This is a genomic window from Anaerolineales bacterium (assembly GCA_003105035.1).
In the GTDB taxonomy this organism is placed as follows: Bacteria; Chloroflexota; Anaerolineae; order Anaerolineales; family UBA4823; genus FEB-25.
On sequence record PQAL01000025.1, the window covers coordinates 35070 to 49702 of the forward strand.

12 protein-coding genes and 1 rRNA gene are annotated in these 14633 nt (G+C 54.9%); 12 read left to right on the plus strand and 1 reads right to left on the minus strand.

All coding sequences use genetic code 11. The annotated features are described in order from the left end of the window. Positions 1–10 precede the first annotated feature (10 nt). Complete coding sequence (locus C3F13_10970) at positions 11–871, plus strand: hypothetical protein (protein PWB52822.1); 861 nt, start codon at positions 11–13, stop codon at positions 869–871. 16 nt (positions 872–887) lie between these two features. On the opposite strand, the gene C3F13_10975 is transcribed toward C3F13_10970, so the two are convergent. Further along, positions 888–2225, minus strand: a complete 1338-nt coding sequence (locus C3F13_10975) for a hypothetical protein (protein ID PWB52823.1) — start codon at positions 2223–2225, stop codon at positions 888–890. A gap of 45 nt (positions 2226–2270) precedes the next feature. Here C3F13_10975 and miaB point away from each other — a divergent pair, with 45 nt between their 5' ends. The 11 genes from miaB to C3F13_11030 form a co-directional block, all read left to right on the plus strand. Continuing rightward, entirely contained in the window at positions 2271–3620 is a 1350-nt protein-coding gene (gene miaB / locus C3F13_10980; protein ID PWB52824.1) for a tRNA (N6-isopentenyl adenosine(37)-C2)-methylthiotransferase MiaB, read from the plus strand. A gap of 151 nt (positions 3621–3771) precedes the next feature. Continuing rightward, positions 3772–4965 carry a hypothetical protein gene (locus C3F13_10985; protein PWB52825.1) on the plus strand — a complete coding sequence of 398 codons (1194 nt, stop codon included), beginning with the start codon at positions 3772–3774 and terminating at the stop codon, positions 4963–4965. 183 nt (positions 4966–5148) lie between these two features. Then, positions 5149–6192: a hypothetical protein gene (locus C3F13_10990; protein PWB52826.1), complete on the plus strand. Its 1044-nt coding sequence runs from the start codon at positions 5149–5151 to the stop codon at positions 6190–6192. 77 nt (positions 6193–6269) lie between these two features. Continuing rightward, positions 6270–7430: a tRNA epoxyqueuosine(34) reductase QueG gene (queG, locus tag C3F13_10995; GenBank protein ID PWB52827.1), complete on the plus strand. Its 1161-nt coding sequence runs from the start codon at positions 6270–6272 to the stop codon at positions 7428–7430. 23 nt (positions 7431–7453) lie between these two features. Then, positions 7454–8689: a hypothetical protein gene (locus C3F13_11000; GenBank protein ID PWB52828.1), complete on the plus strand. Its 1236-nt coding sequence runs from the start codon at positions 7454–7456 to the stop codon at positions 8687–8689. Positions 8690–8772: 83 nt separating this feature from the next. After that, entirely contained in the window at positions 8773–10224 is a 1452-nt protein-coding gene (zwf, locus tag C3F13_11005; GenBank protein PWB52829.1) for a glucose-6-phosphate dehydrogenase, read from the plus strand. Between the two features lie 201 nt (positions 10225–10425). Continuing rightward, positions 10426–12051: a DNA polymerase III subunit gamma/tau gene (locus tag C3F13_11010; GenBank protein PWB52830.1), complete on the plus strand. Its 1626-nt coding sequence runs from the start codon at positions 10426–10428 to the stop codon at positions 12049–12051. Between the two features lie 57 nt (positions 12052–12108). After that, positions 12109–12396 (plus strand): YbaB/EbfC family nucleoid-associated protein, encoded by a 288-nt coding sequence (locus tag C3F13_11015; protein ID PWB52831.1) that lies wholly within the window; start codon positions 12109–12111, stop codon positions 12394–12396. A 278-nt stretch (positions 12397–12674) separates the two neighbouring features. Beyond that, positions 12675–13280 (plus strand): recombination protein RecR, encoded by a 606-nt coding sequence (locus C3F13_11020; protein ID PWB52832.1) that lies wholly within the window; start codon positions 12675–12677, stop codon positions 13278–13280. 316 nt (positions 13281–13596) lie between these two features. Then, positions 13597–14031 (plus strand): hypothetical protein, encoded by a 435-nt coding sequence (locus C3F13_11025; protein PWB52833.1) that lies wholly within the window; start codon positions 13597–13599, stop codon positions 14029–14031. Positions 14032–14517: 486 nt separating this feature from the next. Beyond that, positions 14518–14633 (plus strand): 16S ribosomal RNA (locus tag C3F13_11030); the annotation flags it as partial.

Sequence of the window (14633 nt, forward strand, 5' to 3'; positions counted from 1 at the left end):
GGGTATTGCCATGCAGGTATTGAAGATAGATTCACAGGTGAAAGCATTTATTCGCCTCGAGGATGGGGCTAACGTAGGCTTGATCCAGGCTGAGGCGGGCATGCTGTTGATCGATACCGCTTCCTCTCCGGCTGATATACGGGGTTTATTGTCGGCTGTCGATGCCCGACCCGAGCAAGTGAACCAGGTGGTCAATACTCATTTTCACACCGACCACACCTGGGGCAACCAGCTGTTTGACTGCCCGATCCTGGCCCACCGCCTGTGCCTGGAACGGATGCGCCTCTCCTTACAGGATGAATGGAGCGTGGCAGAGCTGCATGCATATGTTACCGAGTTAGAAAAGACCAACCCCCAAAAAGCTGAAGAGCTGCGCCTGCTGCTGCAGGAGCTACGCATAAAGCTGCCCAACCAGGTCTTTGAGCAAAAAGCTGAGGCTGAAATTGGTATCTTAAACTATATGGTGATCCACATGGGTGGGCACACCCCCGACTCAGCTATCGTATGGCTACCTGAGCGGGGTATCTTATTCGCGGCTGACCTGATCTTTCAGGGCCGCTACCCATATCTCTTTGACGCCAACATCCCTGATTGGATTGCCGCCTTGCAGCGTTTGATAGAATATCAGGCGCAGGTGATCATCCCCGGTCATGGGGTCCGTTGTAGTGATGCGGATATTGCCCATCTTAAAAATTATCTACAGGAGACGTGGGATCGAGCCCGTGAGCACATTCGGCAGGGGCACACTATCGAGGAAACTGTCATAGATGCCGCATTCCCAATCTTCGCACCTGGCAAGTACGAGAAACTTCACCAGGCGAATATCCGCTATATCTATGAGCAGATTGCCTCACCCCCTCTCGGTGAATGAGAAATATTGAAAATGGTTACGGATTAGCCGCCAGGAAATCCAGGGCATATTGGGCATCCTGGTAACCTGGGCGGTATTCCAGTGCCTTCTGCCAGTCAGCGGCAGCTTCCAGCTTCTTACCCATGCGGTACATGGCCCAACCGTGCCACAGCAATGCTTCCTCCGAATTGGGGGTACGCTCCAGGGCATATTCTGTCACCGTCAGCAGCTCAGCCGTCATCCCGGCGTGGAAATACGCAAAGAACGGCCCAAACTGGTAGCGCAGCATGCGCTGGTAAAGGCCAAGGTTTCGAGCGGTATCATAGGCGCTGGCAGCCTCGCCATTGCGGTCAAAATACACCAGGTTGCTGCCCAGGTTGAACCAGGCATAAGCGTTCTTGGGCTGGCTTTGCGTTTCTGCCTGCGAGACCTCCAGGGCATGCTGGCGATTGAGATCGGGGTCCCAGTTGCCTCCCAGGATATCCTTGACGGCCGCTTCTTGTGCAGGCGGATAGGCCAGCAGGTAAACCCGGTTAAAAATTTGCCAGTAGCTATCCAGTGTGCTGGCTGGGATGACCTGGTTGGGGCCATGGAAGCTGTCTTGCCCGGTGAAAGTGTCGCTGGTCTCGTCATAACCGGTCAGCAGCAGGTAATGTGCTGCCCACAGGTCATCGTTCGGCCAGTAGGGCTGTTCGAAAAAGAAGCTCTCTTCAATCATCACCGGGATGCCAGCGGCAATCAGTTGTTTCAATAGATCCAGATCACCCCCCACGCGGAATTCCGAATTTAGCCAGCCAGCATGCGTGCGCACGAAATATACCAGTTCTTCAGGGTTCACATTACGGTCTTCGGTGATCGGCTTTACCAGCTTGGAAATGTCTTCCTGGTTGCCTTGCCAGCCATAATAGCGCAGGTACAGTGCCAGGGTGGCCGGCCCGCAGTTGTTGGGGGTTTGCTGCTCCCATAAGGGAGCCGGCAGCTCAACCTTGCCCGGGATGGGCGTGGGGCTTGGCGCTGGCGTGGCTGTAGGGGCCTGGGTGGGTGATGGCTGGTCAGCTGCCAGAGCGGACAGTGGTGTGGCTATGCTCGTGGGGATTTGGGTGGGCAGCACGACAGCTTCAGCTGCCGTGGGGAAGGGTTTTACCGGGTGGATCACCCCCCGCAGGTAGGTCATGGCGATGTCCACTTGCCAATCGATCCTGGATCTGATGGAGGGTGTGTTAAAAGCGACAAAGATTAACATTGCCAGCCCGAGGATAGCCATGAGGCAGGCTATCAGCAGCTGTCTGGTGTGGGTTTTAAACATAGGCGCAATTCTACCATCTGACATTAATGGATTGATTAGAAATCTGTGAGCAGCCCACTTGCTGCTCATGAGATTTTCATCAGGGAGGAAAACCGCTCAATTATAATACCCGGCATGAAATATCACATTTGGACTGAGGGTTGCCAGATGAATGTAGCCGATTCTCAGCGCGTATCCTCTGCTCTCGAGCGCCTGGGGTTGAGCCTTTCGAACAGTGCTGAAGAAGCGGATGTCATCGTGCTCAACACTTGCGTGGTGCGCCAGAGTGCCGAGAATAAGGCGTCCGGAAGGCTCTTCTCATTAAAACCCTTGAAAGAGAAAAAACCTGAGCTGGTGATCAACCTGATGGGCTGCATGGTGGGTGTGAAAGGGCATGAGCAACTGCAAAAACGCTTCCCATTTGTGGATGTTTTTTCTCCACCCTCCGACCCAGCCCCCCTGATTGCCTTCCTGACCCAGGATGAAACCCACCGGATGGAAATGGAAGAGACCCGCAATCGCTTTGCCCTGATGGACGGCGATTTAAGCGCTGAATCGGCATTACCCCTGCCAGTCGCTGAGCGTGGCCGCCTGGTTTCAGCCCACGTTCCGGTGGTGTTGGGATGTTCGCATGCCTGTAGTTTTTGCATCATCCCCTACCGGCGGGGCGTGGAGCGCAGCCGCCCGGTGGATACGATCCTGGCTGAGGTGCGTGCCTTGGTGGCTCAAGGTGTGCGTGAGGTGACATTCCTGGGGCAGATTGTTGATCGCTATGGCAAGGATATCCCTGAAGGCCCCAATCTGGCCGGTCTGCTGCGCATGGCGCATGATATTGAGGGCTTGGAGCGCATCCGTTTCCTCACCTCACACCCCAACTGGATGACCGACGAGCTGCTGGACGCGGTTGCAGAACTGCCCAAGGTGGTGCCACACATTGAGGTCCCTGTCCAGGCAGGGGATGACCAGGTGTTAGCCAATATGCGGCGTGGTTATACCGCAGAGGAGTACCGCCGCCTGGTGGCTAAGATTCGTGCTCGTTTGGATGGGGATTTCCCGGGTGTTTCGATTGCCACGGATATCATCGTGGGCTTTCCTGGGGAGACTGTGGAGCAATTCCAACACACCTATGACCTGCTGGAAGAGCAACAGCTGGATGTGGCCCACCTGGCGCGTTATTCACCTCGCCCGGGGACGGTCGCTAACCGGCGTTTTGCCGATGATGTGGCAGAGGACGAAAAGATGCGCCGCTTCCGTCTCCTGGAAACCCAGCAGGAACGGATCGCTACTTCTATTGCCCAGCGTTATTTGGGCAAAACCGTGAATGTGCTCTTTGAAGAGCAGGTTAAAGGACGTTGGAAGGGGCGCACCACCACCAATAAGCTGGTTTTCCTTGAATCTGGGGATGATCTTACCGGACAGCGATTGGATGTGCGTATCAAATGGGCGGGTCCATGGTCAATGCAGGGAGAAATGCTGCGTTTGTAATTCCTTGTAAACCTGTTGAACATTCTCAAAGAAAATCGTGTATATTGTAATAGCGAGAGGTTTGTATCCGGATTTTGGGGTTCCCCCGGAACTTTATTCCTCTTGCGTGCGTCTTTAATTGTGTAATGATGTTTTATCTATGGAGGATCTTATGTTCGTGAAGAGAATACGCCCCTTGCTGTTCATAATTGGTGCCATGCTTCTCCTGGCAGCCTGCAATTTTCCGGGTGGCACCGAAGAACCGACGATGAGCCCCGATATGATCTATACGGCAGCTGCCCAAACCCTGACAGCCCAGGAAACCCAGGCTGCTTTGGGGACGCCGATCGTGCTGCCAAGCACGACCTCCACGGCGGTCCCGTTTGTGACCGTCACACCTGCGCTGCCGACGAATACCACTATCCCCACCAGCACGCTGCCGCCAACGAATACTCCCATCCCGCCGACAGCTACGCCCATCCCGATTCCCTGTGACCGGGCCTCCTTTGTCAAGGATGTGAGCGTCCCCGATAATACGGAGATCGCCGCCGGTGGCACTTTTGTGAAGACTTGGCGCTTGAAGAACAACGGTGCCTGCACATGGACTTCGGGTTATACCGTTTACTTCTACAATGGTGACGCCATGAGCGGTCCGGCTTCCACCCAGCTAACCAATGGCACTGTGCCGCCAGGCAGCACCATTGATGTTTCCGTGACCTTGATCGCGCCCACCACGCCGGGTACATACAAGGGTAACTGGCGCTTACGCAACGCGGGTGGCACGTCATTCGGCATTGGCGAAGGCGGTGACCAAAGCTTTTGGGTGCAGATCAAGTCAGTCACTCCCACTCCCACCCCGCAGCCGACTTCTTCTTACACGATGTCGTATGACTTTATTGCCAAGGGATCCAGCGCCACCTGGCGGAATGCCACCACTCAGCTTCCTTGGGGTGACCCCGATGACGACTCGCCCGGTGTGGCAGTCAACGTTGCTAATGTCAAGATGGAAGACGGGGGCACCTACGCCAGCTTGCTGGCCACCTATCCGCAGAAGATCACCGATGGGATGATCCTTGGTCTCTACCCCGCCTATACCATCCAGACCAATGATCACCTGCGGACCAAGATTGGCCTGCGTTATAACTGCGGAAATGGCAGTGTCAAGTTCCAGATCCGCTATATTGAAGGTGCCTCGGAGGTTACTGTGGGCGAATGGATAGAAAATTGTGACGGCATGCTGTCCTCCCTGGATGTCAACCTCTCCGCCCTGGTGGGCCACACGGTCCAGTTTGAGCTGGTAGTGTTTGCCAATGGCACCTGGAGTAACGATTATGCCTTGTGGGTGGCTCCCCGTATCGAAAGATAGGCGGGCAAAAGACATTTCCATAATACTCACATAGGGTTAAGGCGGCAGGGTAACCGTGGTATCATAAAGCCGGCGTACCTGCCGCCTCTTGCTGTTCTTCACGGGCAAGCTGCTTAAATAACTAGTTTAATAGGAGAATACCAGGGTAACTATCACTAACTACCCTACAAGATTGAGGAAAGAATGAAAAAGAAAGAATTGCTGTATATCATTGGGTTGCTGACCCTGCCGCTGATTCTGATCGGTTGCAGGTCAAAAGCAACTGCCTCCCCCACCGCCAACCCTGAGCTTATATACACTGCGGCTGCCCAAACTGCCGATGCGCGGCTGACGCAGATCTTCGCCTCCACCCCGTCAGCGACCCCCGTCACTCCCAGCCCGACCGTCGACCTCGTAAAGACCATGGCAGCCCAAACCGCGGCTGCCCTGCTGACCCAGTCAGTCGGTTTAACTCCCTCCCCAACGCGGACAGCTGGCACCACGCCAGTACCGCCAGGGCCATCGGGTGACCGGGCAATTTTCGTGGCTGACGTGTCCATCCCGGATGGGCAGGTGATTGCTCCAGGGGCTGCCTTCACCAAGATATGGAAGATCCAGAATGCTGGCAGCTCCACCTGGACGACATCCTATTCTCTGGCTTTTGTCAGTGGCGAGAAGATGGGCACCATCTCGTCGGTTTCCCTGCCACAGTCGGTCGCGCCTGGTGCTCAGATCGATATATCGGTTGATCTGGTAGCACCCACCACACCGGGCAGCTACCAGGGCTATTGGAAGATGAAAAATTCGGCCGGGCAGTTTTTTAACGATTCGGTCTACGTGTTGATCACTGTCGGTGCGGGAGGGGCAACCCCGACGGCGGGCACACCTGGTGTGACCCCCGTGTCCACCTCCACGGGCATCCCCAGTAACCCAGTGACCAGCCTGACCATGGCGGTTGACCAGGGTACCTACCAGGGACCTTGCCCACACTCATTCTTTTTCACTGCCACGTTCACGCTTAATCAAGCGGCGACCCTTACCTACGTCCTGGAAGCTGGTTCCGACACACCAGGTTTTACCTTTGTCTTGCCCGGGGCACAAACCCGTACGTTCGATGCCGGAACTTACTCTATCCCGTCTGAGTTGACTTTCATCAGTAGTGGGTCGGGTTGGGTGAGGTTGCATATCTCCAGCCCGGTGGACATGGCCTCCAACCAGGCGGCATTCAGCCTGACCTGTACCCCCTGAGGCACGCCTCCCAAGGGAAAGCATTGTAGCGCAAGAGTGATTCTTGCGCTACAATTTATTTAAAGCGGCTGCCCATCATGAATCTGACCCAGGTGATTAAAAAACAAGCTCGATCTCTCGGATTTTCTCTGGTGGGGGTCACTGGTTGTGACCCTGTACCTCATGTCGAAGTTTTCCAGGCCTGGCTTGCGCAAGGCCGGTGTGGCGAGATGGCATATTTAAATTCTGAACGTTCCCGGCAGATGCGCGCTCATCCAGGCTTATTGTTGCCGGGCTGTCGTTCGATCCTCGTATTGGCAACCCGTTACCTGACACCATCTCCCCTTCACCTGGGAGCAGGGCCGAACCATCAATTACATGGCAGGATCGCCGCCTACGCATGGGGAGAGGATTACCATGAAGTGCTCCCTGGGAGATTGCGTGCCTTGGTCGAGTATATTGAGGGCCAGGTAGGCCATGCAGTTCCCAACCGATGCTATACCGATACTGGCCCCATCCTGGAACGTGAGCTGGCCCAGCGCGCTGGTCTGGGTTGGATCGGCAAAAATACCAGCCTGATCAGCCCATCTGGCGGGTCATATTATCTTTTAGCTGAGGTCCTGCTCGGGTTGGAATTGGAGCCCGACCCGCCCGTTGTGGCTGACCGTTGCGGTACCTGCCAGCGGTGCGTTGCAGCCTGCCCAACCGCCTGCATCCTGCCTGACCGTACCCTGGATGCCCGGCGGTGTATTTCGTATCTGACCATCGAGTTGAAAGGCTCTATTCCTCCCGAATTGCGGACTTCCATACAAGGTTGGGTGTTCGGCTGCGACGTCTGCCAGCAGGTCTGCCCGTGGAATCGTTTTGCTGCTGGCGAGGAAAGTCCCTTGTTCGACCATCGGCTGGCTGATTCATCCCCCGACTTGCTGACCGAGTTGGGCCTTTCGAACGTGGCCTTCAACCGCAAGTATCGCCACAGCCCGCTTAGCCGTACGAAACGCAGGGGTTATTTGCGCAACATCTCCGTGGCCCTGGGCAACTTGCGAGATAATGGAGCCGTGCCCGCCTTGACGGAAGTTATAATGCATGAGCCCGAGGCATTGGTCCGCTCCCATGCAGCCTGGGCCCTGGGAAGGATCCGGACCCAGGCGTCTGAACAGGCATTAAAGCAAGCCTTGGACCGTGAAGCTGACGTGCTTGTGATCTCCGAGATTCATTCAGCGCTTGAGTCAATTGTGCCAAACTCGAATAACAGGTGAATGATTTGAACACTTTCCATAAAATGAAAACGATCGGCTTGTGTGTGTTTATGCTCATGCTGGTATTGAATGGCTGCCGCTACCCGAGCACAGCCATCCCCACGATATCCGGGTCAAAGCAGCCTACCGCAACGGCAGAACGTGCAATGATCCCCACATCCACCATCATGCACATTCCCACACCTACCCAGGCAGGAGTGTCACTGCCTTTGCTCATTCAGGCGATACCAGTGGGGAGCCCCACGCCTGCCCTGGCCAGCACAGTCATCCAGGTACCCACCGCGGCTGCATCCCCAACCCAGGCAATCACGCCTGCTCCGGCTGCAGATATCACCCTGTTGTTCACCGGGGTGATTGTACCCGCCCGCTGCGTGCAGAGTGCCATTGATGCCCGTGGAGATGCCAACTATGTCTATGGGGCTGTGCGCGATATCATCTCGAGTGCCGACCTGGCAGTGGGTACGCTGAACACCACCCTGAGTGACCTGTCCACCCACACCGGCTGTATCGTGACTTATGTATTGGTCAGCGATGCGCGCAGTGCGGTGGCGGCTGCTTCGGCCGGTTTTGACGTGATGAGTGTGGCAACCAATCACATCAAGAACTGCTCCGGGGCAAGCTGTGCCGATAGCTACAACCGGGCTTTCTTCGACACGCTTGATAACCTGCGGGCCAACAATATCCAACCGGTTGGGGCGGGGATGAATATGGAAGATGCCTTGCAGCCCGTGGTCATGGAAGTTAAAGGCATACGCTTTGGGATCGTCTCCCTTGGCATGGTGGAGCCGATGGCTTTCGCCGGGGCTGATTCCCCTGGCATCGCTCCGCTGACGGACGAGAACTTGCAAGCTGCCATCGCCAACGTCAAGGGCGAGTCGGACGTGGTCATCGTCATGCCCCACTGGGGCCCCGAAGACTCGGCTGACCCAACCAGCTACCAGCGGCATTTTGCCCAGGTGTCGGTGGATGCCGGGGCAGACGTGGTGGTGGGTAACCACACCCATGTCGTCCAGGCTATCCAGCAGATCAACGGTGTCGATGTATTTTATGGTCTGGGTAACTTCATCTTCGACCAAACCTGGGATCTGGCTCACCAGCAGGGGGTGATCCTGTTGCTGCATTTTTCCGGCATGCAGTATACGGGGTACGAGATCATCCCTACTCACGTGGATGGGGACGGAACCGTGCATATCGCTGGTCCGGATGAGGCAACTTCCATTATCGAACGTATCGAAGCCGCAAGTGCGCTCTTAAAGTAGCACCTGACCTGTCAGAGGAAACCAGGGCAAGGATCAGGCTGGAGTGCGGTATACTCATTGGACGAAAGTGGGAGGAGAGGACCATGCCAGACAACGATAAGCTCACCAGCATCATCATCTTCGGAGCCTCGGGCGATCTTACCTGGCGCAAGCTGGTGCCCGCCTTGTATAACAATTACATCAAAGGCCGCATGGTGAAATGTGACAGGATCATCGGTTTCGCCCGCCGCCCTTTCACCGATGAATCCTTCAGTGAACGTTTGCTTGAAGGGGTAAAGACCTTCAGTCCCGAGAGCTTTGATTCACAGCGCTGGGGCGAGTTTTCCACGAAGCTGATCTACTTCCAGGGCAACCTCGACGCCCCTGATGATTTCAACCGTTTGGGTTCGTTCCTCTCCGAACAGGAGGGCAAACCAGCCAACCGCCTGTATTACCTGGCGACCGCCCCTGAGCACTATATCCCGGTGGTCAACTGCCTGGGCCGTGCCCACCTGGCAGACCAGAGCGAGGGCTGGCGCAGGATCATTGTCGAAAAGCCGTTCGGAAATGATCTCAGCTCGGCTCGTGAGCTGAACAAGATTCTGCATTCCGTATTTGATGAAAGCCAGATCTACCGTATCGACCATTACCTGGGCAAGGAAACCGCCCAGAATATCCTGTTTTTCCGCTTCGCCAACACCATCTTCGAGCCGATCTGGAACCGGCGCTATGTGGACAACATCCAGATCACGGTATCGGAGACCGTGGATATCGAGCATCGGGCCGATTATTACGACAGCGTGGGCGTGTTACGTGATATGTTTCAGAATCACCTGCTCCAGCTGCTCTCATTGGTAGCCATGGAGCCCCCCGCCTCCTTTGAGGCTGATGCGGTGCGCAATGAGACCTTCAAGCTGCTCTCCTCCATTCGCCCGGTAGCGCTGACGGATACCGTGCGGGCCCAATACGAGGGTTACCGCCAGACTGAAGGGGTGGCAACTGATTCACAGACGCCCACCTATGCCGCGGTAAAACTGTACATCGATAACTGGCGCTGGAAGGGTGTGCCCTTCTATCTGCGCTCAGGCAAAAGCCTGGCACAGAAAACTTCCCAGGTCATTGTGGAATTTCAGCGCCCACCCCATTTGATGTTCCACCTGCCGGACGAGTACCAGTTTATCCCCAACATCCTGGCGCTGTGCATCCAACCAGACGAGGGCATCCACCTGATGTTTGAGGCCAAAGTACCGGATTCTGACCAGGACATGCGCAGCGTGGACATGGAATTCCACTATCGTGATTCTTTCGACTGTGTGCTGCCCGATGCATATGAGCGATTGCTTATGGAGGCCTTGCGTGGCGATGCTTCGCTCTTCACCCGCTCGGATGGGATTGAGGCCGCCTGGAAGCTGATCGATTCGATTACCCAAGGGTGGGAGGCCAGTAACATTCCTGAGCTGTCCCTTTATCGGCGGGGAAGCTGGGGTCCATCGGAGGCCGCTGCGCTGCTCGCCAGAGATAGCCGTTCGTGGCGCCTGGGCTGTGTGAGCGATTGACCTTCGGTATATTTGTTGCAAGGGGACGTTTAGGGCTTATACTTTACGTACTACACTTGGTAGTCCCCGAAGCAATCTCCTACTGACAAGACTCGATATATAGCAATTTTTATGATCTACCGTAAATGACCTATGACACCAACAGTAGATTATCATCCTGCTGCAATTGACCTAACCCAATCCGTCTGATACACTCTAGCTATGTCGCAATCCCTTTACCGAAAATGGCGCCCGTTGCACTGGGACCAGGTTATCGGCCAGGAACATGTGGTGCAAACCCTGCACAACGCCGTCACTGCCCAGCGCGTGGCGCATGCCTACCTGTTTGCCGGGCCGCGTGGCACCGGTAAGACGACCACTGCACGCATCCTGGCCAAGGCAGTCAACTGCCTTGACAAAGACCTTGCGAAACGTCCGTGCAATCAGTGCGAGCACTGCCAGGCTGTCAACCAGGGGCGCTTCCTTGACCTGATCGAGATCGACGCGGCATCCAATACCAGCGTGGATGACGTGCGCGACCTGCGCGATCGCATCAATTTTTCTCCCAATCAGGGCCACTACAAGGTCTATATCATCGATGAAGTCCACATGTTATCTACGGCGGCCTTCAATGCCCTGCTGAAGACCCTGGAGGAGCCCCCTCCACATGCCATCTTTATCCTGGCGACGACCGAGGTACACAAGATCCCCGCTACGGTGCTTTCACGCTGCCAGCGACACGAATTTCGCCGCATCCCCGTCAAGGAGATTGTCGAGAACCTTTCCCGGCTGGCAGAAGAAGAGAAGATCTCTGCTGAGCCGGAAGCCCTCAGCCTGGTTGCCCGCCAGGCTACCGGCTCAATGCGTGATGCTATCTCGCTGCTCGACCAGCTGTCATCAGCGGGTGATAATATCACCTTGCAGCTGGCCCAGGATGTGCTGGGAACAGCTACCAGCCAGGCGGTGCTTGAAGTCATTGAAGCGATGCTCAAACGCCAGTCCGCGCAGGGGCTCGAAGCCATCCACCGCAGCCTGGATGCAGGGTCTGACCCGCGCCAGTTTGCCCGGCAGATTGTGGAATACCTGCGTGGTTTACTGCTGGTGGCCCTGGGGAATGCCACCCAGGTGGACGCCACCACCGAAGTCCGCTCGCAGATGGCACGCCATGCCCAGGCACTTACCGTCAGTGAGCTACTTCGGGTGATTCAAGCCTTCAACCAGGCCGCTACCGAAACCCGGGGCAGCTGGCAGCCTGCCTTGCCTCTCGAGATTGCCTTTATCGAGGCGATTTCCACAGGCGGCGAAACCAGTGAAAACAAGCCAGCCCAGACAACACCTTCTCCACCAACATCGACGCTGGGTCCACCTGCCAGCAAGCCTGGCAGCCTGCCTAATGGCATGCCTGGTGGCTCGCCTATTGGTAAGCCCACCGGCCTGCCCGGTGCCCCGAAGGAAACTCGTTCTGATGCGCTTGCCGTGAGTGAAATCGACCCCGAGGATGCCATCACCAGCCAGCGTCTCGACCAGAGCTGGAACCTGGTCTTGGCGCAGCTGAAACGACAGAATCCCAGCTTGAATGCGCTGGTGAATTCGGTCAAGACCCGCTCGCTAAAAGGCAATAGCCTCACCCTGGGGATGAGTGGCGACGTGCTCAAAATGCGCCTGGAAGACCCAGCCAACATTGATCTGTTGGAGAAGGTGCTTAAGCAGGTCATGGGAAGTGATATTTATGTGAAAGTGATCTTAACCTCCGCAACCCGTAGCACACCTCCCACTGAAGTGGATAGCGACGGGATGGTGGCCTCCGCCTTACGCGACCTGGGCGGTGAGATCGTGGATATTCAATAATGTCAGGAGTGACGTATGCCGAAGTATCGACCTAGTTTTCAACAAAAAGGTGGGCAGATGGGCATGATGCAGCAGCTACAAAAGCTGCAGGAGCAGCTCGCCCAGGCTCAGGAACAGCTGGCTCTTGAGACGGTCAATTACTCTGCCGGAGGTGGTGCGATTAAGGTAACCATGACCGGTGATCAGAAATGCCAGGCAGTGGAGATTGACCCGGAGCTGCTCAAGGATGCCGATGTGGAGATGCTGCAAGATCTTGTGCTGACCGCCGTCAACGGGGCGCTGGACGCCTCGCGGGCTCTGGCTTCAGAGCGCTTAGGCCCCCTGACGGGAGGCCTGCCGTTCTAGGCTTTACATCCATTGCCATTTACGTACTTCCACTGAAATGTGAGAGCAATCCGCCGAAATCTTCTCGATCACTGTTGTTGCGCGACGCCTTTTGTCGAAGCAATCTTCCTTTTCCAACTCTGCTCAATTGACTTCCTGGTCACAGCCGACCAATTTCCGGGGTTGGAGATTGCTTCCCACTCGCTACGCTTGAGGCTTAGGTCATCCAAGCCCCGTCCTCTCCGCAGTGGCAATAAGTGAGTTTCTGTCGACCAGTTGTTCTTGAGAAAGGTTGATCCATGCTCCTGCCTGCACCCATTCAAAAATTGATTGATGCTTTTTCAAGGCTGCCGGGGATTGGCCCGAAGACGGCCAGCCGCCTGACTTTTTATCTGCTGAATGCCCCGGATGACATCGCGGAGGATTTGTCAGCGGCATTGCGCGGCTTGAAAACCGACACGGTGGATTGCCCGATCTGTTTCAATGTGACCAGTGCCGGGCGGACAGAGTGCGAAATTTGCGCCAGCCCCGAGCGCGACCCGGCGATTGTGTGCGTGGTAGAAGAACCACTGGATGTGCTGGCCATGGAGCGCACGGAAGGCTTCACCGGCCGGTACCATGTGTTGCGGGGCGTGCTTTCCCCGATCGAGGGGGTGGGACCCGAAGACCTGACCATGCGGGAATTATTCGAGCGCCTGAAATCTGGTGAGATAAAAGAGCTAATCCTGGCTACCAACCCGAGCATGGAGGGCGATGCCACGGCCATGTATATCCAGCAGCAAATCAGGCTGCCGGGCGTGAAGGTCACCCGCCTGGCACGGGGGCTGCCGATTGGGGGAGATCTGGAATATGCCGACCAGACCACCCTGTTGCGTGCCCTGCTGGGTCGCCAGGAGATGGGGTGAAGGCTTAAAACCGCAAACGAACACAGATAAACGCAGATAGTCGTTGAATACAGATTCACATAGATAAGCACGGATACAAATAAGCTATAGCCAGCATCGCCAGGTCTGGCTTCTGTTTTATTATCCCGCTTATCCTGGCTGTTTTTTGGTGAAGGCGGGCATTTCAGCAATCTTTGCTAGCACGACAAGAACCAATGAATAAGGACACATCGAAATTTAGAAATAAGTATAGGATACCATCCACCCGGTTGAAGGGGTGGGATTACCGATTTCCCGGGTATTATTTTGTTACGATTTGCACACGGGAACGGATTCCATGGTTTGGAGAGATAATACTGCTGAGATAGACCTTTCAGAGGTAGGCGAGGTTGCTGATCAATATTTACAACGTATTCCTGAAATCCATCCTAATGTTAGTCTGGATGCCTGGATAGTGATGCCGAATCATATACACGCGACAATTGTTATCAATGATGCGCCGGTAGGTGTTGTAGAGACGTCCCACTGGGACGTCTCTACAACGGGCGATCATCTCATATCTGGCAGCCTCGGTGCGATCATCAATCATTATAAAGCCGCCTGCACGAGACGCATCAGAGATCTGGGCTACGGTGTTTTTGCCTGGCAGCCACGCTTTTATGATCATATTATTCGAAATCAAAGATCGCACGATAGGATTCGTCAATATATTTGGCAGAATCCCACTAGATGGTCCGATGATGAAAATTATATAGAGACCACGCAGGGATGATAACAGTAGACCTGGAAGCTTACTGAAGAGAAAAAGTTTATAACAACGTCTCTTTGTTTATATATCGACGGTAAGAAGAAAAAGAAATCGTAATCACTAAAAAGGGTATTGTGGCTATAATTGCTAAATTGTCTTACAATTTGCTTCGTGTTTACCCTTGACAAAATGAATTTAAAGTATAGAATCAAAGTTCGCTGTTGAATACTTTGTTCTCGCCTCAATTAGGCAGAACACTAACAACCGAGCAAAAGAGCAAAGACGCACAAGCGTCAGAGACTAAAGTGTATACACTTCACAGTCTGGCGTGCCGATGTTAAACCTAACATCGGCAATTTAGTCTCTAAACAGCCTTGACAGGCTCTGGGGGCAGTGATAAAATCCTGCCCGCTCGATTGAAGGAACCTTAACAACTGAAGAGTGATAGGAAATCAGCCAGTCGTTATAACGACAAAAACGCAGACTTTACGCATCGAAAGATGCATAATTTTTTTGCGGAGAGTTTGATCCTGGCTCAGGATAAACGCTGGCGGCGTGCCTAATACATGCAAGTCGAACGAGGAGTCTTTGTAGCAATACGGGGACTTCCTAGTGGCGAATGGGTG

What these genes read in the sequence shown, in the direction of transcription:
- C3F13_10990 (PWB52826.1), top strand. Translation starts at nt 5,149, where the DNA reads ATGAAAAAGAAAGAATTGCTGTATATCATTGGGTTGCTGACCCTGCCG.
- C3F13_11015 (PWB52831.1), top strand. Translation starts at nt 12,109, where the DNA reads ATGGGCATGATGCAGCAGCTACAAAAGCTGCAGGAGCAGCTCGCCCAG.
- C3F13_11025 (PWB52833.1), top strand. Translation starts at nt 13,597, where the DNA reads ATGGTTTGGAGAGATAATACTGCTGAGATAGACCTTTCAGAGGTAGGC.
- C3F13_10985 (PWB52825.1), top strand. Translation starts at nt 3,772, where the DNA reads ATGTTCGTGAAGAGAATACGCCCCTTGCTGTTCATAATTGGTGCCATG.
- C3F13_10970 (PWB52822.1), top strand. Translation starts at nt 11, where the DNA reads ATGCAGGTATTGAAGATAGATTCACAGGTGAAAGCATTTATTCGCCTC.
- C3F13_11010 (PWB52830.1), top strand. Translation starts at nt 10,426, where the DNA reads ATGTCGCAATCCCTTTACCGAAAATGGCGCCCGTTGCACTGGGACCAG.
- C3F13_11020 (PWB52832.1), top strand. Translation starts at nt 12,675, where the DNA reads ATGCTCCTGCCTGCACCCATTCAAAAATTGATTGATGCTTTTTCAAGG.
- zwf (PWB52829.1), top strand. Translation starts at nt 8,773, where the DNA reads ATGCCAGACAACGATAAGCTCACCAGCATCATCATCTTCGGAGCCTCG.
- miaB (PWB52824.1), top strand. Translation starts at nt 2,271, where the DNA reads ATGAAATATCACATTTGGACTGAGGGTTGCCAGATGAATGTAGCCGAT.
- C3F13_11000 (PWB52828.1), top strand. Translation starts at nt 7,454, where the DNA reads ATGAAAACGATCGGCTTGTGTGTGTTTATGCTCATGCTGGTATTGAAT.
- queG (PWB52827.1), top strand. Translation starts at nt 6,270, where the DNA reads ATGAATCTGACCCAGGTGATTAAAAAACAAGCTCGATCTCTCGGATTT.
- C3F13_10975 (PWB52823.1), bottom strand. Translation starts at nt 2,225, where the DNA reads ATGAGCAGCAAGTGGGCTGCTCACAGATTTCTAATCAATCCATTAATG.